The sequence below is a fragment of the Candidatus Pantoea rara genome (assembly GCF_051136265.1).
Taxonomy (GTDB): domain Bacteria; phylum Pseudomonadota; class Gammaproteobacteria; order Enterobacterales; family Enterobacteriaceae; genus Pantoea; species Pantoea rara.
The window spans coordinates 103,279-125,336 of record NZ_CP194944.1 but is presented as its reverse complement, the minus strand read 5'-3'; the positions used below and the strand labels follow the sequence as shown (position 1 = coordinate 125,336).

Sequence of the window (22,058 nt, the reverse complement as noted above, 5' to 3'; positions counted from 1 at the left end):
CTGCTGCGCCGGGACGCAGCAGGGGAGGGCAGATCAGTTAAAGACCATGCCGCCATCAATCAACAGTGACTGACCGGTCATGTAATCGGAGTCGGGACTGGCCAGATAGGCGACGCAGGCCGCCACATCGTCCGGCTCAGACAGACGCCCCAGTGTAATGCGTTTCGCAAACTCCTCCGTGCCATATCCGGCCGGTTTTCCGGCGGCTTCAGAGATCTGCCGGTCTATCTCTTCCCACATTGGCGTTCTGACAATGCCAGGGCAGAAGGCGTTAACCGTGATACCGGCTGGTGCCAGATCGCGCGCGGCAGTCTGGGTCAGGCCGCGCACGGCGAACTTACTGGAGCTGTAAACCGCCAGTTCCGGATTGCCAACGTGCCCCGCCTGCGAACAGGCATTGATGATTTTGCCGCCGTGACCTTCTGCTGCAAACGCTTTGATCGCGGCCTGCATACCCCAGATCACCCCTTTAACATTGACGTTGTAGACCTTGTCGACCACTGCTTCGGTGATCTCAGCAATCGGCGTGGAGGGCGCAATCCCCGCGTTATTGACGATGACGTCAAAGCCGCCCAGCGTACGACGCGCCTCTTCTACGGCGTCCATCACCTGATCGCGCTGTGAAACATCGACTTTCAGCGCGATCGCTTTGCCACCCTGCTGGTTAATCTTCTCTGCAACCTGGCGGGCGGTTTCCTGATTAAAATCGGCCACCGCGACCGCCAGCCCATCTTTCGCCAGACGCAGGGCGATCGCTTCACCAATGCCCTGGCCTGCGCCGGTCACAAATGCCACTCTGTTTTTCATCATGATGTCCTTTTTGAGAAATTAAAGAAGCTGGCTCAGATGCAGCTGACCCATCAGCAGCGGGTTGTCGGCGTAATCGACCGGCACAGCCACCACCGCAGGACCCTGAACATCCATCGCTTTACGTAGCGTCGGCTCCAGCTCTGCCGCGCTGGTCACCGCAAAGCCCGCTGCTCCAAACGCTTCAGCATAGGCTTTGAAATCAACCGGACCAAAATTGACGCCCGAGACGCGGTGATATTTTTTCTCTTCCTGCATCGCCACCATGTTGTAGGCGTTATCGACCCAGACGATGTGCAGAATATTGGCTTTTAACCGGACAGCCGTTTCCAGCTCCATGCTCGATTGCAGGAAGCCGCCGTCGCCTGAAACCGACACCACTTTGCGCTGCGGGTCGACCAGCCAGGCACCAATCGCCCAGGGTAGTGCCACGCCCATGGTCTGCTGACCGTTGGAGATCATGATCTGACGAGCGCGGAAGCTGTAGAGATAGCGGGCGATCCAGATATGGAAGCTGCCCATGTCGACGGTAAGACTGACATCGCTGTTAATGATGTCCTGCATAGCGCGCACGATGCGTAGCGGATGCAAGGCAAATTGGTTGAGACTGGCACCCTGCATCGCCAGCAGTTTGCGTTGCTGCTGACGATCCTCAAGGATGCTTGCCGCTTCTGATGTCAGCTGCAGCGGAGTAGTAATGCGCGCCGCCAGTTTACGCACCGTGGCAGCGATATCGCCCACCAGTTCTGCATCCGGCAGATAGCGGTTGTCGGTCTCTGCGGGTATCACGTCAATGTGAATCAGGGTCGCGTTACCGCTGTTCCACATCGCCGGTTCATATTCCACCGGGCTGTAGCCGATGGTGATAATCAGGTCAGCCTGTTGCAGCAGGCGATCGCCCGCCTGGTTGTTGAACAGTCCGACGCGTCCGGCAAAGCGAGAGAAGTGATCCTGTCTGACCGCACCCGCAGCCTGATAGGTGCTGGTAACAGGAATGTGACTGCGGGTCAGCAAATCGTGAATCGCTTCGCTGTTTTCCGACTGGCTCGCCATTAATCCCAGCAGAATGACCGGATTTTTAGCCCCGGCAATCGCCTCGCTGACCGCATCTATCATCGCATCTGGTGCGGCACCCAGCACCGGACGACCTTTGCTGCTGAGCGCTTTGCCGGTGACCGGCTGGTCAACAATATCCTGTGGCAGGCTGATAAAGGCCCCGCCGCCCCGGCCATGCTCGGCGTGGCGAAACGCATTCGACAGACATTCAGAGAGCGCAGAGGGATCGGTCACTTCAACCGCATATTTGGTGATCGGGCGAAACATTGAAACGGTGTCCATACTCTGATGAACCTGCTTGGCGCTGTCGGAGCGTTTCACCTGGCCGCCGATAGCAACCACCGGATCGCCTTCGCTGGTAGCGGTGGCCATGCCGGTAATCAGGTTAGAGCAGCCCGGCCCTGACGTAACCAGCGCCACACCCGCGTTGCCGGTGAGACGGCCCACTGCGGCGGCCATAAACGCGGCATTGGCTTCGTGGCGAACCGGGATGGTCTGAATGGATGAGTCCAGCAGCGAGTCAAAAACCTTATCGATCTTTGCACCTGGGATGCCAAAGACATGCTGGACGCCCTGCGCCTCAAGCTGCGAGACCACCAGGTCTGCGCCGCAGGTCCAGAGCGTAGTATCGGTTGGAGTTTTCATCGTCATTCCTCTGATTAGCTTTCTACCGCACGGATCGCGGCGTCAAGATTGGCGGGGTTCAGGTCGGCATTGAGAAAGTCACTGTCCTGCGGCAGATCCACGACCAGCTTGCTGATGGCACCAAAGGTCAGGGTGCCCTGTTCCAGCGCGTAATCGAGAATGTGGCCGCCGCCTTCGCGGTCGTCGGTGATAAAATGTTCGTGATAGCCCGCAACGTTAATGCCCTGCATATATTGTGGTGTCCGGAATCCGATCAGTTCGCCCGCGCGCTGGCGGAAGGAAAAGGTCGGCTGATCGCCCAGCACTTCCGGCATGGCGCGATAGGGACGGCACTGGCACGGCACGGTGCGAGTATCAACGCGGCTGAAACGACCGCTGATGCGCAGCGCGCAGAACTGGTTATCGGAGGTGATTTCGCTGTCGATCACCCGATGGATTTCCTCACGCGACAGGGGGCGGTCAAACTCAAACAGGTGCTGCGGTTTGAAGAAGGTCATTACCGCAAACGGGGTTTTCTGCGACGGATCGGCCGGGTGCGCGCTGCCATCTGAGTGCAGCTGATAGACCTTGCTGTCAAACGCAATCATTTCGCCATCCAGCCGGTTAAAGGTACCCAGGCCGAAATCACCTTTGCGCAGCAGGTCAGCAATCCGGACGTTGCCGTCGTATACGCCGCTCAGCAGCGCACTCATTAAAGAGGTCTGATAGATAACGCTTTCTGGTGCATCCTTAGAAAGTGTTAAGACAGTATGTTTTAGTTGATCCTCACAGGAACAATCAGTTACACAATTGCTCATTGAATGCCTCGTCGATTAACCGTTAAGCCGTGTTAACCTAATGGTGAACCGATTCAGTCGGTGGGTCCAATAGCGAAACCTGTTAACTTTGAGACGTTTTTGATATGGAACTTCGCCATCTGCGTTATTTTGTTGCCGTAGCCGAGACGCTTCACTTCACCCGGGCCGCTGAAATGCTGGGAATTTCTCAGCCGCCGTTGAGTCAGCAGATATTGCGGCTGGAGCAGGAAATTGGCACACCGCTGCTGAAGCGACTGACGCGCGGAGTAGAACTCACCGAAGCGGGGGAAGCGTTTCTGGCGGATGCCCGACAGATTGTGCAGCTGGCCGATCAGGCGCTGGAGAACGCGCGCGGCATTGCGCGCGGGATCAGTGGTCAGTTGTCGCTGGGGTTTGCCAGCTCAGTAGCGTTTAATCCACGCATTTTCACCCTGATCCGTCAGTTTAAAGAACGTTATCCGGCGATGGAGTTGCTGACCCGCGAAGAGAATATGTCTTTGCTGATGCAGGATTTGCAGGAAGGCTTGCTGGATGCGGCCTTTATCCGGCTGCCGTGCGAAAGCAGCAAGGCCTTCAATCTGCGCGTGATCTCTACCGAAAAAATGCTGATTGCGCTGCCGCGTTCCCATCCCCTCAGCGGCACGCCCACCGTGCCGCTCCCGGCGCTGGCGGGCGAAACCCTGATAATTTTCCCGCGCGATGTCTCGCCGAGCCTGTATGAGCTGATTGTCACCGCCTGTCTGCGGGCCGGCTTTTCCCGCCACACCTTCCAGCAGGCGCCGCAGATCACCACCTCGCTGGGCATGGTCGCGGCGGGCTGCGGGATTGCGCTGGTTCCGGAGTCCATGCGTTGCGTCGATAACCCCGACGTGAGCTTCTGCGAGATCGAAAACAACACGCTGTTTACCGACGTGGCTTTTGCCTGGCGTCGGCTTCATCCGTCAAAAGCGGTGCTGCATCTGCTGGCGCTGCTGGCGGCCCAGCCTGCGGCACCCGACAATGCGGGTTGATAAGCACCAGCTATTGTACTGAAAACAATAACCAACTGGCGGCGCGGGGCCGGGATGCCAATAATCGGTGCATGACTACATACCGCGTAAGAGTCGGGTATCACAACCCGTCAGCCCTGACATTCAGGCAACTGGATGAAATTCTGGAGCCGCAGCGATTCTGGAGAACAGATTCGGCGGGCGGCCAGTTCCGCTATTTCATGGAGTATGAGTACCAGTCTGACGTGCGTGACCTTTGTTCGGTCTGCTCGCTGGCCTACAGTCAGGCCTGTAAAGTCAGAAAGTGCCCACTGATACTGGTCGAGGTGATGAACTGAATGTGTCCGGCAATTCCGCTGCGCAGCCAGGATTGCCGGACATTGTTTTAATGAACGCTTTAACGTCGACGGCGCTCCATCATCAGACTTAACGCAGCAGGCAGCACCGTAAGCGTCACCAGCGTGCCGCTGACCAGTCCACCAATAATCGCCAGTGCCATTGGCCCCCAAAAAACCTGATGGGCGATGGGGATCATGCCAAGGATCGCGGCACAGGCGGTCAGCAGGATGGGACGCGCCCGGTGATGGGCAGCCTGTCGTATGGCTTCACCGGCAGGCAGTCCGGCATGGGTGTTCGTATCCACTTCACTGATCATGATCACCGCGTTGCGAATGATGATCCCCGCCAGCGCAATAATCCCCAGCAGCGCCACAAAACCCAGCGGTGTGCCAGCCGGTAGCATCGCGGATACAATGCCGGGCAGGCCAAACGGAGCCATGCTCAGCGCCAGCAGCATGCCTGAGAAGCGTTGCAGCTGAATCATCAGCAGTACCAGCATGGCGCAGATCGTCACTGGCAGCAGGGCAAAGACTGAACCGTTGCCTTTATCCGATTCCGCAGCGACGCCGCCTTCCTCAATGCCATACCCGGCAGGGAGTGATGCGCGCAGCGCGGCGACATCGGGCGCGAGCTGTAGCGAGACACTTTCAGCCCGCTGACCGGGCGCGATATCGGTCTGCACCGTGATGTAAGAGAGTCGCTGACGTCGCCAGATCACCGGATCATCCACACCCCAGTTCAGGGTCGCTACCTGGCGCAGTGGAATTTTCTGTCCGCTGGCGTTGGTGATCATCAGTCCTTCCAGCGTGTCCGTGTTCTGCCGTTCCGTATCATTGCTGCGCAGTACCACATCGATCAGCCGGTTGCGATCGCGCAGCGTGGTCACGACGCTGCCGGACATCAGAGTGTTCAGCGCGGTGGCGATGGTGTCTGATGAGAGTCCGGCCGCGCGCGCTGCGGTCTGGTTCACTGCCAGCGTCATGACGCGTTCTGGTTCCCCGGCCGTGAGATTGACCCCACGTGTTAACGGCGAGCGGGCGAGCACTGCCGCCAGCCGATTAGCGGCCTGTCGTACCTGGGCATTGTCCGGGCCGGTAATGCGGTATTTCAGCGGCCAGCCGACCGGTGGGCCGAGCTCCAGCGGTGAGACGCGGGTGGTGATGTCATTAAAATCGGCTGCCAGTTTTCGTTCCAGCCGGCTGCGCAGCCGATCGCGTACGTTGAGATCTTTCGCTACCACAACCAGCTGTGCGATGTTTTCATTATCCAGCAGCACATCCATCGGCAGATAGAAACGTATTGCACCTGAGCCAACGTAGCTGGTGAAGTTCGCCACATCCCGGTCATTCTGGAGCATTTTTTCAAGTTGTACGGTACGACGCGCGGTTTCCGCCTGGGCCGCATTGGCGGGCAATGTCAGGCTAACCAGCAGTTCGGGACGATCTGACGCCGGGAAAAACTCACCCTGCATAAACGTGGTGGCATAAAGGCTGGTCAGCAGCACCGCCAACGCTATGCCCATCGTCACCAGTCGGTTGTGCAAAATCACCTCCAGCAGCCGGTGATAAGCGCGCATCAGCACGCCCGGCTGCTGGTGGGCCTTGATGTGCTTTGCCGACAGCAGCCAGCAACCAGTGAGTGGAGAGAAGATGACCGCGACCACCCACGAGCAGAGCAGTGCCAGCGCGACCACCACAAACAGCGAATAGCAATACTCTCCAGCACTCGAAGCAGCGAAACCGACCGGAATGAAACCGGCAATCATCACCAGCGTACCGGTCAGCATCGGGAATGCGGTGGTTTTAAACGCATAGGTGGCAGCCTGCCATTTGCTGTCGCCCGCTTCGAGTCGTGCCACCATCGCCTCGACCGTAATCATCGCATCATCCACCAGCAGCCCCAGCGCAATGATCAGCGCACCCAGCGAAATCCGTTGCAGACCGATACCTGCGAGTAACATGCCGGTAAAGGTCATCGCCAGCACCAGTGGAATTGCCGCTGCGACCACCAGACCGGCGCGCAGCCCCAGTGACACAAAGGAGACGGCTAACACGATGATGACCGCTTCGCCCAGTATCCGGACAAAGCCGCTGACCGCGTTTTTCACCACGGAAGACTGGTCGGCCACGCGGGTCATGGTGATACCGTGCGGTAACTGACTGGCCAGCATCTGCATGCGCTGATTAAGCTGCTGACCGAAATCGAGCATGTTGCCGCTGGCGGCCATAGAGATCGCCAGTCCGATAGCCGGAACGCCATTAACCCGGAACGTGGGCGCCGGGGGGTCGGCAGGTTGCAGGCTGAGGGTCGCCAATTCAGTCAGCGGGATGAAACGCTCCCCGATATGCAGCGTAATCGCCCGCAGATTTTCGACCGAGATCAGGTTGCCGCTGACCCGCAGCGCGATGTTCTCGCGATCGGTTCGCAGGCTGCCAGCGGGTACGACGTCGTTCTGGGCTTTAATGGCGTCGCTGACCTGTTGTAAATCAAGCCCCATGCCATTTAGCTTACGTGGTGAAAAGGCAATAACCACCTGCTGCTCCTGCACACCCAGCAGGGTGGTTTTTCCGATGTCGGGCAGGCTGGTCAGACTGCGCCGCAGGTTGTCGACCCGATCGCGCAATTCTCTGTCGGTAAAACCATCCGCGGTGAAGCCATAAATTGTGCCGAAGGTGTCATCAAACTCATCGTTAACTGCCGGACCCTGCACGCCCTGAGGCAGTGAAGAGGCCACATCCTTCATCTTTTTACGCAACTGATACCAGATGCCCGCCACCTGAGAGGGCGGTGTATCATCACGCAGGTTGACATAAATCACCGTCTGTCCGGCGCGGGTTTCACTCTCTACCGCGTCCAGTGACGGAATCTCCTGTACCTTCTGTTCCAGCACGTCAGTGACCAGTTGCACAGTATTGTCCACGTCAGCGCCCGGCCATTGAGCTGAGATGACGGCGGTTTTGATAGTAAACGCCGGATCTTCGTTGCGCGACAGACCTTGGTAGCTCAGCACACCCGCAGCCATTACCAGCAGCATAAAAAAGATCACCAGCTGTTGATGCGCCAGCGCCCAGCCAGAAAGGTTAAAGCCAGCCGTTTTTCTCATGGTGCCTCCTGCGTAAGCGTCACTTTTTCGCCGGGCTGCAGGGTGCTGACACCGGCCGTAACAATGCGCTCGCCCGGCTGGATCCCGGCAGTCACAAAGATTTGCTGCGCGTTAAAGCGGGCCAGTACTACCGGACGAAGCTGTAAGCGTGACGTGGCATCAACGACCAGCAATGCAGGTTTGTCTGCGAAACGGGTCAGGGCGCTGGCAGGCAGGGCGATCACTGGCGGTTGTGCATCCGGCAGGCTGACGGTGACCGTGGCGCCGGGTGCCATCGCCTCAGGTGGATGACTCAACGATATGCGCAGTCGCCACGTGCGCGTCTGTGGATCGGCCTGTGGGCTGATATCTCGTACCGTACCACTGGCCTGAATGGCGGGATCGGCCAGCAGCGTAACTTTCAGCGGTGTCAGATTGTCAGGCCGTAACAGCGCAGGCGCGGTCAGGTCAAACACCGCATCGCGGGCATCACCTGCGGCCAGCGTCATCACGTTTTGTCCGGCGCTGACCACCTGACCTGGCTGAACCGTAATGGCGGTGATCCGGCCTGCGGTGGGTGCAGTGAGCTGAGTCCAGCTCAGGGTATCCTGGGCATTTTTCAGTGCTGCTTCGCTGCTGAGACGGCGGGACTGCGCGCTTTGCCAGTCCCCCTGGGCGCTGTCAAGCTGGCTGCGGGCAATAGCACCACCGGGCATCAGTAGCCGCATTCGATGCAGGTTAAGTGCGGCAACCCGTTCAGCGGCGCGGGCGCTGTCAAGATCGGCACGCGCGCTGCTCAGCTGATTTCGTGACTGATTATTTTCCAGCGCAGCCAGCGGTTGTCCGGTGCTGACACGGTCGCCCAGTTCAGCCGCACGACTCACGACCCGCCCATCCAGCCTGAAGGCCAGTGCGACCTCTTCATGCGGGCGGATTTCGCCCGTCAGCACCAGTGACGAATCATTGCTGAGTGGCGGGGCAATCACCGTTTTAACGGGGCGGAGCGGGGCGGCAGGCGGGGCCGAATTATTATCCCGGCAGCCGGTCATGATGAGCACGCCGAGCAGCACAAACACCACTGGCGCAAAGATCTGAACACTGAAGAGATGACGCCACACCTGGCGGGCAGCATCCGGGATTAAATCAGTCATAGCCGGGTTCCTTTAATGAGTTGTGCTCATTGAACCCGGCTTGTGTCCAGAAACGTTGCATGAACCATCAAGAAATGGTCAAGCCAGAACAATTTATCTCCCCGGCAGCGTTACCCCGATTAACAGGCCGCCGTCGGCGGGTAACGTGGCGCGAAGTGACCCGCCGTGCGCCTCGACGATCGCTTTGGCTATCGATAGCCCCAGACCACTGCCGCCGGAGTGGCGGGCACGTGAGGAGTCGGCCCGGGTAAAGCGAACAAACAGCTGCGGCAGGAAGTCCGGCTCTACACCCTGACCATAATCGCGGAAAGTCAGGGTAACCGCCTGATCGTTCTGGCTGGCGGTGATCAGCAATGCACCCCCATCCGCTGCGTAGCGCAGTGCATTTTCACAGAGGATAGTCACCACCTGGCCCAGGCGGAACGCATCGGCATCGAGCATGAGAGCCTCTGGTGCGATCACGCTGATGGTCACACCTGCCTGTTCTGCCTGCGGCAGCAGCCAGCCCGTACGCTCGCGCAGTAACTCACTGAGATTAAACCGCTCCCGGTTCAGGACCAGCTGACCGGCATCCGCCAGTGACAGCAAATGCAGTTCATCGATCAGTCGGCTGAGCTGCGTCAGTTGCTTCATAATCATTGCCAGTTGCTGTGGCTCCGCTGGAAAGACGCCATCCAGAATACCCTGCAACCGGCCCATCGCCGCCGTCAGTGGTGAGCGAAGTTCATGTGCCATCGCCACATGTGAGGTGCGCAGCTCGCGCTCGTAACGCGCCAGTTGCTGGGTCATCTGATTAAAATCTTCGGTAAAGCGCACCAGCTCCTGCGGAGCTTCTTTCACCACTGCCGCCGTTCGGCCAAACTCCCCTTTTGATACCGCTCGCGCCGCAGTCGCCAGCTGGCTGAACTGCGTGGAGAGTGGACGCGCGAAACGCAGTGCCATAAACACCATAAACGGGATGGTGACGGCCACCAGCGCAATCACAGTAAACCAGTCCGAGGAGGCCAGCGACGGATCAGAAAACGTGAGCCCCCACCATTGATCAACGATCTGGTGAAAGCGTGCCGGGTCGCTGGCAGGATGGCGGCGTAGCTGTGAAAACTCTTCCAGCAGTGCGGGTGGCATACGGTAATAGACCCAGTACGCCTGTACCGCAAAGCGCAGCCACATACAGAAGGCGATCAGGATGACGCTGCCAATCGCCAGAAACATGACCCTGACGCAGATCCAGCGCCACAGAGAGTTGTAGATGTTTTTATTCATGGCTGTCTGAACCGGTAACCCACGCTACGCACCGCCGGTAACACGTCAGAGATGCCTGCAGCTTCCAGTTTACGGCGCAGGTTGTAGACGTGTGTATCCACCACCCGCTCCAGCGCATCGCTTTCTGGCAGACAGTGCTCCAGCAGAAACAGACGGGTAAACGGACGCGTCGGCGCACGCATCAGGGTGACCAGCAGGGAAAATTCAGTGGGTGTCAGATCGAGACGGCGTGGTGTGCCGCTGTCGCATTCAATGACAGCAGTGAGGGCGATCGGGTCGACGACCAGATCGGCCCAGCGCAGGATTTCGGTGACCGGCGCGCTATTCTGACTGCGGCGCAACACCGCCTGCACGCGCGCCACGACTTCGCCCGGATGATAGGGCTTGACCACATAGTCATCCGCGCCATAGCGGAGTGCACCGATGCGGTCCGGCGCATCGCTCATCGCCGTCACCATGATCACCGGCGTATCGTCGCGACGTCGCAGTGCGGCCAGCACTTCGGTGCCGTTCATGCCAGGCAACATGATATCCAGCAGGATCAGATCGGGCTGCCAGCGTCTGGCGGCATCCAGCCCGCCAGGACCGTCACCGGCAATCATAACCTCATAATTTTCACGTTTCAGGTACGCCTCAAGGACGCCAGCCGCGTCAGCGTCATCTTCAATAATCAGGACACGTTTTAACTGCATTTCAGATCACCTTGACTGTTTCTTCATAAATCCCTGGTCATTCATTGACACTCGCCTCGCATACTCCCGGCCAGTGACGCGGCACTGAATCCCTCAGCTCCGCACCTGATGTGATAATGAGGAAACATGATGATAACCGGAAAAATAACGCTTCACATGGTCTGTTTTTCGCTGGGATTAAGTGCCGCAGCCGTCAGAGCAGATGACAGTGCCACGCCGCCGCCCAGCGTGACGCTGGGCATTGCAGGCATCAATGCACCGCGCTACAGCGGCGCAGATAAGCAGCACTGGCAGCTGACCCCAATTATTCAGGCGCGCGACGGGGCCTTCTTTCTCGATTCGCAGAAAGGGATTGGCTACGATCTTCAGGCGGATAATGGGCTTTATCTGGAACATACGCTGGGCTATGGGCTGGGTCGATCTGACCGGAACTCCTCATGGCGCGACGGTGACGACCGGCTCAGGGGTATGGGTAAGATCGATGCCACGGTCAACACCGCGCTGGCGGTGGGATGGTCAGTCACGCCGTGGTTTGTGCTGGAGGGCAAAGCGACGCTGCCCCTGAGTGACAGTCAGGGCGTGCAGTATCGGACTTCGGTTACGCTTATCCCCTGGCAGACCAGCGACGATACTGTGGCACTGCAGGTGGCGGGACTGTTTGGCGACGGACGTTATATGAACACCTGGTACGGTGTTAACCGCGAGCAAAGTGCCCGCAGTGGATTTGAACGCTATGACGCGGCGGGTGGATTTTATGGTACTGACACCAGCCTGACCTGGAGCCATCAGTTCACGCCAGCCTGGGCTGCCAGTGTCATCGGTGATTACACCTGGCTGGACAAGCATGCCTCAGATAGCCCGATTGTCGCGCGGCACAACGGTGCCTCTGCTACCCTGGCACTGAGCTATACCTTCTGAATGGCGCCATGAAAAAAAACGGGATGCGCAGCCACCGTTGTTTGCTTGCTGCGCTGATTCTGTTGTATCTGCTGGTATATGCAGTGATTGTTGTGGCGCTGAGTCTGTTCGATGCGCCGGTGCGGGGATAAGGTACGACAGCGGCTATTTGCTGCTGTGAGGCGCAGCGTGACTGCGCCATAAATTTTTACTTTCTGCTAACGGCATCAGGTTCGTTGTTCGCGTTGATAAAGATGAATGATCTCTTCAGAGAGTTCACGAGCCAGCATCGAGGTCATCAGGTGATCCTGAGCATGAACCATAATTAAGGTCATGGGCTGCCGGCCTTCCCCTGCATCCTGTTCGATCAGTCGGGTTTGCATTTTATGTGCCTGCCGGGTAAAGGTATCCGCCTCGTGCAGCAGATCCCGCGCCTGTTCAATTTTACCCTGACGCGCCGCCTGTAATGCCTCAAAGCAAAGGCTGCGCGACTGGCCTGCATTAACAATAATTTCCATAACAGCCTCTTCCTGATCGATCATGCTAAATTCTCCGGATGGGTAAAACCGTTACGGGTAGCAGTGGCAGCAAACCATTCACCGCTTTTTTTCACTGTGCGTTTCTGGCTGGTGATATCAAGCTGGACAAAACCGTAACGGTTTTTATAGCCGTTGCACCATGACCAGTTATCAATAAAGGTCCACATATGATAACCGAGACACTGGCTGCCCTCGCCAATCGCCCGGTGAACCCACTTAAGATGTTCCGCAACAAAGTCGATGCGGTAGTGATCCTGTATCTGCCCTGCCTGAATGAATCGTTGTTCATCCTCGACACCCATTCCGTTCTCTGAAATAAAGCAGCGAGGATTGCCATAATTCAGCCGCAGGTTGGTGAGAATGTCATAGATGCCGGGCTCGTAAATTTCCCAGCCCCGATAAGGGTTCATCTTCCTTCCGGGCATCTCATAACTGTCAAAAAACCATTCAGGCATAAAAGGGGCTGCCGGATTGATCGCGCTATCGCGGCATTTCACCCGTCGTGGCTGATAGTAATTGACCCCCAGCAGATCGATGATGCCGTCAGCGATCAGCGCGCTGTCCTCAGGCTGCGTCAGCGGTAGCTGGTCGTACTGCCTGAGTAGCGCAACCAGATCCGCCGGAAATTCGCCGCGTAAAACCGGGTCGAGAAAACTGCGGTTAAACAGCAGGTCTGCATGATGAGCGGCCGTCAGATCCGCCGGGTTCTGTGACCGGGGATAGGAGGGTGTCAGATTCAGCACGATGCCGATCTCTCCGGCCGTGTTACAGGACCGGAAAGCCCGAACCGCCGAGGCATGTGCCAGCACGGTATGGTAGGCCACCGTCGCCGCGCGGCGAAAGTCCACCACATTGGGATAATGGAAATCATAAAGATACCCTCCCTCGACGGGCACAATCGGCTCATTAAAGGTAAACCAGTGCAGGACACGATCGCCGAACAACTCAAAGCAGAGACGGGCGTAGCGACTGAATGCTGCAACGACCTTACGATTCTCCCAGCCGCCCTGTTCCTGCATCGCCATCGGCATATCGAAGTGAAACAGCGTAATAAAGGGCGTAATACTCTGTGCCAGCAGTTCATCAATGACCTGGTTATAGAAGACCACCGCCTCCTGATTGACGTCGCCGGTGCCATCAGGGATTAACCGAGACCAGCTGATGGAGGTGCGAAAACTATTGTGATTCAGTTGCTTCAGCAGGGCGATATCCTGGTGCCAGTGCTGATAAAAAGTGGACGTCTCACCCGGGCCAATCTGCTGATGAAAACGTGAGGGTTGTTGTGAATACCAGTGATCCCAGATGGTGGCACTTTTGCCACCGTTCAGGCTATCGCCTTCAGTCTGCAAAGCGGAACTGGCACTGCCCCACCAGAACGAATCAGGAAATGTATAGTGCATGATGCCTCTCTCTTAAGTAATCAGGATGTACCGGCGGTTTCTGCCAGCGAAGCAGGCGACTGCGCCTTTTCCTGCTCATTTTTTATCAGCGATCGTTCATAAGCTCGCAGGAACGGCAGGTAACACAGCGCAGAAAGCACCATGCAGACCAGGCACATGACCACAGGACTGATTGCCCAGTTAGCCGCCCAGGAGGCGCCAATTGGCGCGGGCGTCGTCCACGGCGTGAGCGAAACCACCTGAGCCAGCCAGCCCATCCGGGTGGCGGTATAAGCCAGTACGGCGTTTAGCATTGGCACGCAGACAAAGGGAATAAACATCAGAGGGTTCATGATGATCGGTGCGCCAAAGAGGATGGGCTCATTGATATTGAAAAAACTTGGCACGATGCCCATCCTGCCGATAGTTCGCAGATGGGTGGCGGGACTGCGCAGTAACAGGAAAGCCAGGGGTAAAGTCGATCCGACACCACCGATCAGAAGATAGTGATCCCAGAAGCCCTGCAGATAAATGTGTGGTAACACAGTACCTGCCGCCAGGGCGGCCTGATTAGCAGAGAGATTAGCCATCCAGAAGGGATTCATGATGCCGGTTACAATCAGCGCGCCGTGAATGCCGGCGAACCAGAAGATCTGACACAGCAGCACCGACAGCAGAATGGCAGGTAAAGAGTCAGATGCGGAGACCAGGGGAGCGAGCAGATGCATAATGGCCTGTGGAATGATCATGCCTGTTTTAGCTTCAATAAACAGGTTCAGCGGATGAAGGGTGCCGATAATCACCACCACCGGAATCAGAATCTCAAACGATCGTGCTACGCCAGTTGGCACCTCTTTTGGCAGACGGATAGTGATGTTGTTGTGCTTCAGCCAGGCGTAAACGCGGGTAGCGTAAATGGCCGTAATCAGCGCGGTAAAAATGCCCTGACCGGAAAGATACTCAGTGGAAATTGTGTGATTGGAGTAAGGCGCTGCCACCAGCAAAAAAGCCATAAAGGCCAGCAGGCCTGACATCACCGGATCCAGCGCGAATTGCCGCCCCAGGCTGGCCCCGATACCTACCGAGATAAAAAAGGTCATCACGCCCATACTGAGATTAAACGGCAGCATCAACTGGTCACGATAGGTGGCGGAAAAGTCGAGCCAGGCCCTGGCCACACTGTTGGTGCTGGTGGCGGAAAAGGGGGGAAAGATAAACACCAGCATAAATGAGCCAATGATCATAAACGGCAGGGCGGCAGTGAAGCCATCACGAATGGCAATCACATACTTTTGCTGACCCAGTCGGCCGGCAAGTGGCGTAATTGATTGCTCGATCACTGCAATCATCGACTGATAGAGTGAGCTCATAAATCCGCCTTTTCATTTGCTGCTGCGATCAGCGACAGGGCAAAATCCAGCACCTTGTCTCCCCGCTGCATGCCGTAATCCATCATATCGATCGGTTGTACCGGGATACTCTGGCCTGCTGTTTTTTCCGTCAGGCTTTGCAGCATGTATTTTACCTGTGGCCCAAGCAAAACCACCTGATAATGGGAAAACTGCTCATCAAACTCCGCCACGCCAAACGCCTTGATCTCGGCGGCTATTCCCTGCTGAGCAGCCGCTTCCTCCATTTTTCGCACCAGCATGCTGGTAGACATGCCTGCTGAACAACACAACATGATTCTGTACATGGTTACTGTTCCCTGCCTTAGACACTGAAGTGAGGCTAATTGGATATCATATGGAAACCGGTTTCCATGAAAAGTCAGAAGAAGTGTGATGCCCATCAATAAGCAGGGTTTAAGGATATTTTTATTTCGATTAGGATCACAAAAATAGGTGGATAAGCGAAGGTAATGCGAACATATGGAAATTCGGTTTCCATGTGAAACTGAAATGGCTATACTTCCGGCGGCAAACACATGCACAGCCGGACTACGCTGATTATAACTGGCCGCCTTTTCAGGGGAGAAAAATGTCTACTATCAACGATGTATCGCGGCTGGCTGGGGTTTCTAAAGCCACAGTTTCCCGGGTGTTGAGCGGTTCACGCGGCGTTAAGGAAGCCAGTCGGCTGGCTGTATTAAAAGCCGTTGAAGAGTTGAATTATCGGCCTAACGTTATAGCCCAGTCATTATTTAGTCAGACTACGCACTGTATTGGTGTGATCTGTGCCCAGGAAAATGTTAACCAGATTACTGCATGGCTTTTTGCGCTGGAGAAGCAACTACGCCAGCATCAAAAACATCTGCTATTGCGCTTTGCCCGCAGTAAAAGTGAAATCCTGACAGCCCTTGACGAGCTGAGTTGCGGCCTGTGCGATGATGTGCTGATCATCGGCGCGCATTTTCCGCTTAATATCGACGATGAGCATGTGATTCTGGTCGACTGTGCCGAAGCGGAAGGGCCAAACAGTCTGCAATTCGATCACGCTTTTGCCGCAGAGACAGCCTGCAACTTCCTGATCAATCAGGGGCGCCGTCAGATCGCTGTCATCCAGCCAGAGAACAGCAGCACGGCCGGGCAGGTCTTACAGGGCTACAAAGTAGCGCTGGAAAATAATGTCTTACCTTTTAACCGTAATCTGGTGATTAGCGATGCGGTCTCATCATCTGTAGCGATTCAGATGCTATTGAATAATGCCGGTAGCCGAAATTTTAACGCATTGCTGGTGGCGAACGAAATGGAAGCACAGAATGTCATCGGCCAGTTACAGGCATTCAAAAAAGCGGTGCCGGACGACATAATGGTATTTAGCCTTGCAGGTTCAGTTAATTTACCGGGGTTGCCCACTATTCCGGCCATTGAATATTCGCTTGATGCGATGGCGTCACGAATCGTCAGTTGGTTAACTGCCACTACCCAGCAGGTGCTGGGCAGCGCAGTATTACGGGGTGATTTAATTATTCCCGACTGGCGACAGCGCTAATAATCTGCGCGGTTAAGCGAGATTATGCTGCCTGCGTTGCAGGAAATGCCAGGTTGCGCCCAGCATGCCGGAGTCGTTGCCGTAGGTCGCAGTATCAATCGGGATATCAAGATCATATTTTGCCAGCTGCTCAGCCAGTTCACTGAGGAATGGCTCACGCCCGGTCATTCCCCCACCGATAAATATCATCTCCGGATCGAACACGCTGAACAGGTTATATAAGCAGGCCGCCAGATCCTGGTAGAATTTATTGACCACCTGCTGCGCGGCTTCTTCATTGCGGTCATAAGCGTCAAAGACATCTTTACCACTGACGTCGTCGGTGGGCCGACCGGTGAGCTGGCTGTAATTCTCCCGCAGTGCCGTCATGGTACAGCTCTGGCTCATGGTGTGGCGTTCAATATTGCTGCTGGTGGGACGCGACGTCAGCAGGCACCCAAACTCGCCCGCCCTGTTTCGGTTACCCCGGATCAGCGCGCCGTTGCAAAATGCCGCTCCGCCTAAGCCGGTGCCGATAGTCAACATCAGAAAATCATTGCGTTTTTTCGCTTTTCCCAGCCATTGCTCCGCCAGCAGGGCACAGTGTGCATCGTTTTCGACTGTGGCAGGCAGCGCGGTTTTTTCTGTCAGCCACTGGCTCAGATGATACTGGTCAAAGTCACGAATGGTGCCACCCATCGCAATATATCCGGCTTTTGCATCAACATAACCGGGCGTGCTGACGGCAATGCCTGCACAGCCGGGATTTTTCTCAAGCCATTGCAGGATTTCATCAAGTATTTTGTCGCGTGAGTTATGGGAAATATCCGCACTGTCACTGCACAGAATGGTCCCCTGTTCATCAATCACGCCCATTTTTAAAGAGGTACCACCAATATCGAAAGCTGCAATTTTCATCAACGTTCTCTGAGGTTGTTTTCATTCGATTAATTGTAGTGCTGAAAGAAAAGGGCAGGCGTCGGGAGGACGGCATTTTTTGTCAGGGAAGGTACAGATTTATAAAGCTATTGCAAAAGGGTAGCCTCTGGAATTATCCAGCGAAGCGTCATGTTCCGGAGAGTTGAACCCTGCGCGGCCAGTGTGGCTGGTGGCGCAGGTTGAGTCGTCACTAAGACGTCATTGCCACTTACGAAGCAGCAGGCTGGCGTTGACGCCACCAAAGCCGAAACCGTTCGACATGGCATAGGTCAGTTCGGCCGGGCGTGCATTGAGCGCCACCAGGTCAAGATTGCCTGCAGCGTCATCGGGATGATGAAGGTTCAGCGTCGGCGGGATAAGCTGCTGACGCAGTGCCATCAGGGTGAATATCGCCTCAACGCCGCCCGCTGCACCCAGCAGATGGCCGGTGGCAGATTTGGTTGACGAGATCGCGACCTGTGAATTATCGCCAAATACAGCCTGGATAGCGGCCAGTTCGCCGTGATCGCCAACCTGTGTCGAGGTCGCATGAGCATTAATGTGCTGGACGTCGTCCGCGCTGATACCCGCCTGGCGCAGAGCAGTTCTCATTGCCCGCGCAGCACCACTGCCATCTTCCGGACCTGCGGTAAGATGGTAAGCATCGGCACTGGTACCATAACCAATAATCTCCGCCAGTGGCGTCGCACCCCGTGCCTGGGCATGGGCCAGCGACTCAATCACCAGCAAACCAGCACCTTCGGCCATCACAAAGCCGTTTCTGTCGCGATCAAACGGACGTGAGGCGTGATGCGGGTGATCCTCATAGCCTGCGCACAGGGCACGCGCTGCCGCGAAACAGCCCAGCGTCACGCGATCCAGCGCTGCTTCGGTCCCGCCACAAATCGCAATGTCCGCTTCGCCGCTTCTGATTAATCTTGCTGCATCACCAATGGCCTGTACGCCTGCGGCACAGGCTGTAACAGGTGCCCCCAGCGGGCCGGTAAAACCGTATTTAATCGAGACATGGCCAGCGGCCATATTGGCCAGAAACGACGGGGCAGTGAAGGGCGAGAGTCTGCGCGGACCGCGCGCATCTGTGGTGCGCACGGCGTCAGCAATAGCGCCAAAACCACCAACACCGGAGGCAATAATGGTCGCGGTGCGTTCACGCGCGCCCTCATCTTCAGGATGCCAGCCCGCCTGGGTCAGGGCTTCTTCTGCAGCAAGCAGCGCAAATTCAATAAATCGCGACATTTTTTTACGCTCTTTCGGCGCAATGAACGACTCCGGGTCATATCCCGCCAGCGGGTCTTCATCAATGTCGGGCACACAGCCACCTACTGAAATACCGGTGCCGGCAGTGAGCGTGTCGGGCAGAATGCGGATACCGGACTCACCCGCCGTTAATCGCGCCCAGACGTTTTCAACGCCACAACCTAACGGCGAAACGATGCCCGCGCCGGTAATGACGATGCGTTGTGATGAGGATGATTCACTCATGTAGTTGCTCCCGTAAGCTGTCCGGTCAGCGATTGACATGCTGACGCGGAGAGTTGAAACGCGCCTGAAGCGCAAATAGCGAGGCCCTGCACAGGGTAGTGCGCTGTGCGGGCGCAGAGATGAAACAGCGCAGAATGAGATAAGTGGAACAGCATCAGAATCCAGAGTGATGACAAAACAAGTTGCTATAGTTAATCTTGTGACTAATTAAGTCAATAGTCACCGTATGCACTTCACTCAGGGTGCAAGGCTACGTAATACCAGGGCGGCCAGTTGTGCAGAGGCTTCTTCCGCGTCATCGAGGCTGTACTGCAGCAATAACGGATTGGCGTAGGGTTTGATAACCCGATAGATGGCCTCTGCTGCTTCGTCAGCGGGGGTTTTACGTTCAAATTCACCCGCTTCACGCCCGCGACGCAGAATCTGCTGAATCAGGCTAAGCAGTCGCTCTTCATGTGCCCTGGCTGAGGGCCAGCGATCGCGCGACGCCACGGCGGCAATGTCATAAAGTTTGCGTTCGTGAAAAAAGAGTTCAGTGCCGGTGACGGTAAGCGTCCGAAACAGCCGCCGCAGCTGTTCCGATGCGCCAGATGCATCGCAGATTGCGACGTCTACGCGCTGCATCATCATCGCCAGCCGGGTAGAACAGATCACTTCCCCTATCGCCTGTTTGGATTCAAAAAATTTATAAATATAGGCTTTTGAAAAGCCGATTGCGCGGGCAAGGTCAGAGACGGTGGTTTTTTCATAGCCGTAGTGCGCGAAGTGCTGCATGGCTGCATCAACAATCTGGTCACGAATGTTGTGCCCGGCCGGGCCGCGTGTGCCATTTTCCGTTACGGATTGGGTCATTGTTATCGCCTGATAATCGGAGTGGGTGAACAATTAAGTGACTACTGTTATAAGTAGTCACATTTTATGCCCTGTTGCTGGCAAAATCCATGATTTGCGGCGGATGAAGGGTGCTGAGGGTCGTTAACCTGCACATTCAGCATGCCGCTGGCGTCGCGGCTGAAATGTGTTTGCTAAAAGCGCTGACAATGCAGCCACTTTCGCAGATGACAGGTGCAGACGAGTCGTTCCAGGGCGTAAAGCCAGAGACATCAACCCAGTGCCGGCCTGAAAGCCACATTTTAGTGCCAATGTAAATTCACCACGGTGAGTTAACTGATTCAGGTCTCTTTAGTGCTTCTTTAAATAAGCTGAATTATACTGTCGCGAATCAGCGTAAATTCAGTGATTTCTTAATGATTTATATTATCGATGAACAGATTACCTACAATTCAGATGACTGTACGCTGAGCCATCTTCCTACTCAGGAAACGCTGAGTCTGAGTATTTCATCGGGTCGGCTATTTGAGCAGTTACTTAATTCTGACGGTGAAATACTGTCGCGCGATAGCCTGTTGACCGAAGTCTGGGATAAATATGGTCTGCGCGGATCAAATAGCAATCTGAATCAGTATCTGAGTATTCTGCGCAGAGCACTTGCAGCTTATGGCTGTGAAAACCTGATCATCACCATTCCGAAAATCGGCATTCGACTCAATACTGACATCAAAATAGAACGCGAATCGTCTCCGGCTTTTGTTGCGACGCCGGTTCAGGTTGATGACATGCCCGCGGAGCTGGTAGTGTCTGTCGCGGAGGGGCAGAGCGTGCAACCGGCTCCCGTTATCGCAGAGCCTGTTGTTGAAAAATCTGCTCTAATTCTCAGACAGGCCCTGTTCGCCCTGATCATGCTGGTGTTGCTGGGAAGTGCTTTCTGGTATTTCACTGCACGTCAGCCTGCTGAAAAGAGCGCCTCTATGAACAACATTAAACTGGAAGGCGGCTGTGAAGCGGTTATTATTCCGGGATTAGATGTGTTTGAACGAAAGTCACTGGAGAAGCAAATTCTTGAAATGCTAAAAGAGAATAATCAATCCTGTTTACCGGGACGACGCATCTTTTTCGATAAAAACACGGCATTCACAACAAAAGATTATGGCAGGACCATTCTTTCTGTATGTAACCTGAACAGCAGTGGTCATATCGTTTCCTGCGACAACTTCTACTATCTTGACTGGAGAATGTTTTGAAACGGAAAGCCACTTTCACGCTGACGATAACGCTGGCTATGCTCTTGCTGGTGACCTTTGCAGGAATTAACTATTTTAAACCCAGTGAAAATGATCTGCCTTTCCGTTGCTCAGCGTTCAACCGCTACGATCTTAGTCGCAATGACAATAAAAAGATTGAGTTTGCTGTTTCCCAGGATCTGCGTTTTATTAATTCTGATTCGGGGTATCTGTTACTGAATGGACAGGTGACTTTTGGTGATCAGGTCACAACGGTTAATCGACGTATTGCGCTTAGTGCCGGTAATAAAATTGATAGTGACACTTACCGCTACAAAATAAGAACGATTATTACTTCGGCTAACGATACGACGCAGGATGCCGTATTTAATCTGCTGCTGGCTGAGATCACTCTTGATCCTGGTTATCTTCAGCTGGATATTACTCAGGTCGATAAAAAAGCGTATCTGGTTGGCGGACCACTCTCCTATCTCTTCACCTGTCAGCGTTACTAAACACAATGACTGATAGCTTAAACGCAGACCGGAAGAGCACGTACTCTTCCGGTCTGTTTTATCTTTGCATTGCTGGTTACCAGGTACGGAAGCTTTTCAGAGTATCAGAGAAAAGCTGAATGTCTGTAGCGGTTATGATGCTCGCTTTTGACAGAGAGAAAATCAATATATCTTCCATGTTAAGCGTGAATACGGCTTGTTTTTGATAAAGACGAAGATTATCTGGCCGCAGAAAGTCATAAGTGATCATAATACCCGTCGTCAGGTTATTCCCTAAAGCCACGGGCTGATGAGCTTCCTGTTGCCAGTCTTTCATCTGTTTTTGCAGGATAGCGAGCTGGCTAAGAATATACTCTTCCGGATTGTTATGGTTGCCTAACTTATCACGGGAAATAGTGATGGGTGGCAGAGCAGATCGTGTATCAGCCAGGGTGTTCAGTGTTCGCTCGCAATAGCCTTCCGGCAAGGTGATTGTGCCTTCAGTGAAGCGGCAAATAGTCTTATCCATGGGTC

The 22,058-nt window shown here is 55.3% G+C and carries 22 protein-coding genes; 7 read left to right on the top strand and 15 right to left on the bottom strand.

The window, feature by feature from the left end:
* Nucleotides 1–33: 33 nt before the first annotated feature.
* From ACR8BF_RS21270 to budA, 3 genes are read right to left on the bottom strand one after another with little or no spacing between them, the layout of a single operon-like run.
* Complete coding sequence (locus ACR8BF_RS21270; RefSeq protein ID WP_313537382.1) at nucleotides 34–807, bottom strand: (S)-acetoin forming diacetyl reductase; 774 nt, start codon at nucleotides 805–807, stop codon at nucleotides 34–36.
* A gap of 21 nt (nucleotides 808–828) precedes the next feature.
* Nucleotides 829–2,508, bottom strand: coding sequence for an acetolactate synthase AlsS (gene alsS / locus ACR8BF_RS21265; RefSeq protein WP_434746240.1), 1,680 nt, complete (start codon nucleotides 2,506–2,508; stop codon nucleotides 829–831).
* A 14-nt stretch (nucleotides 2,509–2,522) separates the two neighbouring features.
* Nucleotides 2,523–3,305, bottom strand: a complete 783-nt coding sequence (gene budA, locus ACR8BF_RS21260) for an acetolactate decarboxylase (protein ID WP_179899107.1) — start codon at nucleotides 3,303–3,305, stop codon at nucleotides 2,523–2,525.
* A gap of 104 nt (nucleotides 3,306–3,409) precedes the next feature.
* On the opposite strand from budA, the gene ACR8BF_RS21255 reads away from it, so the two are divergent.
* Together ACR8BF_RS21255 and ACR8BF_RS21250 are read left to right on the top strand one after the other, a co-directional pair.
* A complete protein-coding gene (locus ACR8BF_RS21255) occupies nucleotides 3,410–4,315 on the top strand; it encodes a LysR family transcriptional regulator (RefSeq protein WP_434746239.1) in 906 nt (301 codons plus the stop codon).
* A gap of 71 nt (nucleotides 4,316–4,386) precedes the next feature.
* Complete coding sequence (locus tag ACR8BF_RS21250; protein WP_013356609.1) at nucleotides 4,387–4,632, top strand: hypothetical protein; 246 nt, start codon at nucleotides 4,387–4,389, stop codon at nucleotides 4,630–4,632.
* 59 nt (nucleotides 4,633–4,691) lie between these two features.
* On the opposite strand, the gene ACR8BF_RS21245 is transcribed toward ACR8BF_RS21250, so the two are convergent.
* The 4 genes from ACR8BF_RS21245 to ACR8BF_RS21230 all read right to left on the bottom strand — a co-directional run bounded on the left by ACR8BF_RS21245 (nucleotide 4,692) and on the right by ACR8BF_RS21230 (nucleotide 10,821).
* Nucleotides 4,692–7,736, bottom strand: a complete 3,045-nt coding sequence (locus ACR8BF_RS21245) for an efflux RND transporter permease subunit (protein ID WP_434746238.1) — start codon at nucleotides 7,734–7,736, stop codon at nucleotides 4,692–4,694.
* Complete coding sequence (locus tag ACR8BF_RS21240) at nucleotides 7,733–8,866, bottom strand: efflux RND transporter periplasmic adaptor subunit (RefSeq protein WP_179899104.1); 1,134 nt, start codon at nucleotides 8,864–8,866, stop codon at nucleotides 7,733–7,735. The genes ACR8BF_RS21245 and ACR8BF_RS21240 overlap by 4 nt, the downstream gene beginning before the upstream one ends.
* A gap of 93 nt (nucleotides 8,867–8,959) precedes the next feature.
* Nucleotides 8,960–10,129: a sensor histidine kinase gene (locus tag ACR8BF_RS21235; RefSeq protein ID WP_179899103.1), complete on the bottom strand. Its 1,170-nt coding sequence runs from the start codon at nucleotides 10,127–10,129 to the stop codon at nucleotides 8,960–8,962.
* Complete coding sequence (locus ACR8BF_RS21230) at nucleotides 10,126–10,821, bottom strand: response regulator (RefSeq protein ID WP_179899102.1); 696 nt, start codon at nucleotides 10,819–10,821, stop codon at nucleotides 10,126–10,128. The genes ACR8BF_RS21235 and ACR8BF_RS21230 overlap by 4 nt, the downstream gene beginning before the upstream one ends.
* A 129-nt stretch (nucleotides 10,822–10,950) precedes the next feature.
* Between ACR8BF_RS21230 and ACR8BF_RS21225 the strand changes: the two genes are divergently transcribed.
* Nucleotides 10,951–11,739, top strand: coding sequence for a MipA/OmpV family protein (locus ACR8BF_RS21225; protein ID WP_179899180.1), 789 nt, complete (start codon nucleotides 10,951–10,953; stop codon nucleotides 11,737–11,739).
* A gap of 8 nt (nucleotides 11,740–11,747) precedes the next feature.
* Nucleotides 11,748–11,870, top strand: coding sequence for a hypothetical protein (locus tag ACR8BF_RS21220; protein ID WP_255434364.1), 123 nt, complete (start codon nucleotides 11,748–11,750; stop codon nucleotides 11,868–11,870).
* A 75-nt stretch (nucleotides 11,871–11,945) separates the two neighbouring features.
* Here the strand turns inward: ACR8BF_RS21220 and ACR8BF_RS21215 are convergent, their stop codons facing one another.
* From ACR8BF_RS21215 to ACR8BF_RS21200, 4 genes are read right to left on the bottom strand one after another with little or no spacing between them, the layout of a single operon-like run.
* Nucleotides 11,946–12,260 (bottom strand): PTS lactose/cellobiose transporter subunit IIA, encoded by a 315-nt coding sequence (locus ACR8BF_RS21215; protein ID WP_179899101.1) that lies wholly within the window; start codon nucleotides 12,258–12,260, stop codon nucleotides 11,946–11,948.
* Nucleotides 12,257–13,657 (bottom strand): glycoside hydrolase family 1 protein, encoded by a 1,401-nt coding sequence (locus ACR8BF_RS21210; RefSeq protein ID WP_434746237.1) that lies wholly within the window; start codon nucleotides 13,655–13,657, stop codon nucleotides 12,257–12,259. The genes ACR8BF_RS21215 and ACR8BF_RS21210 overlap by 4 nt, the downstream gene beginning before the upstream one ends.
* 20 nt (nucleotides 13,658–13,677) lie before the next feature.
* On the bottom strand, nucleotides 13,678–15,006 hold the full coding sequence (locus ACR8BF_RS21205) for a PTS sugar transporter subunit IIC (protein WP_434746236.1): 1,329 nt from the start codon (nucleotides 15,004–15,006) through the stop codon (nucleotides 13,678–13,680).
* Nucleotides 15,003–15,332 (bottom strand): PTS sugar transporter subunit IIB, encoded by a 330-nt coding sequence (locus ACR8BF_RS21200; RefSeq protein ID WP_179899179.1) that lies wholly within the window; start codon nucleotides 15,330–15,332, stop codon nucleotides 15,003–15,005. The genes ACR8BF_RS21205 and ACR8BF_RS21200 overlap by 4 nt, the downstream gene beginning before the upstream one ends.
* A gap of 284 nt (nucleotides 15,333–15,616) precedes the next feature.
* Between ACR8BF_RS21200 and ACR8BF_RS21195 the strand changes: the two genes are divergently transcribed.
* Nucleotides 15,617–16,570: a LacI family DNA-binding transcriptional regulator gene (locus ACR8BF_RS21195; protein ID WP_179899098.1), complete on the top strand. Its 954-nt coding sequence runs from the start codon at nucleotides 15,617–15,619 to the stop codon at nucleotides 16,568–16,570.
* Between the two features lie 12 nt (nucleotides 16,571–16,582).
* Here ACR8BF_RS21195 and ACR8BF_RS21190 read toward each other — a convergent pair whose 3' ends face one another.
* From ACR8BF_RS21190 to ACR8BF_RS21180, 3 genes are all read right to left on the bottom strand, one after another.
* Entirely contained in the window at nucleotides 16,583–17,467 is an 885-nt protein-coding gene (locus ACR8BF_RS21190) for an ROK family protein (protein ID WP_179899097.1), read from the bottom strand.
* A 219-nt stretch (nucleotides 17,468–17,686) separates the two neighbouring features.
* Nucleotides 17,687–18,970 (bottom strand): beta-ketoacyl-ACP synthase II, encoded by a 1,284-nt coding sequence (gene fabF / locus ACR8BF_RS21185; protein ID WP_434746235.1) that lies wholly within the window; start codon nucleotides 18,968–18,970, stop codon nucleotides 17,687–17,689.
* Between the two features lie 237 nt (nucleotides 18,971–19,207).
* Nucleotides 19,208–19,822, bottom strand: a complete 615-nt coding sequence (locus tag ACR8BF_RS21180; protein ID WP_313537129.1) for a TetR/AcrR family transcriptional regulator — start codon at nucleotides 19,820–19,822, stop codon at nucleotides 19,208–19,210.
* Nucleotides 19,823–20,217: 395 nt separating this feature from the next.
* Between ACR8BF_RS21180 and ACR8BF_RS21175 the strand changes: the two genes are divergently transcribed.
* Both ACR8BF_RS21175 and ACR8BF_RS21170 read left to right on the top strand, forming a co-directional pair.
* Entirely contained in the window at nucleotides 20,218–21,051 is an 834-nt protein-coding gene (locus ACR8BF_RS21175; RefSeq protein WP_313552785.1) for a transcriptional regulator, read from the top strand.
* Complete coding sequence (locus ACR8BF_RS21170) at nucleotides 21,048–21,545, top strand: FidL-like protein (protein ID WP_179899093.1); 498 nt, start codon at nucleotides 21,048–21,050, stop codon at nucleotides 21,543–21,545. The genes ACR8BF_RS21175 and ACR8BF_RS21170 overlap by 4 nt, the downstream gene beginning before the upstream one ends.
* A gap of 76 nt (nucleotides 21,546–21,621) precedes the next feature.
* On the opposite strand, the gene ACR8BF_RS21165 is transcribed toward ACR8BF_RS21170, so the two are convergent.
* Nucleotides 21,622–22,053, bottom strand: a complete 432-nt coding sequence (locus tag ACR8BF_RS21165) for a DcrB-related protein (protein WP_313537123.1) — start codon at nucleotides 22,051–22,053, stop codon at nucleotides 21,622–21,624.
* Between the last annotated feature and the right edge of the window lie 5 nt (nucleotides 22,054–22,058).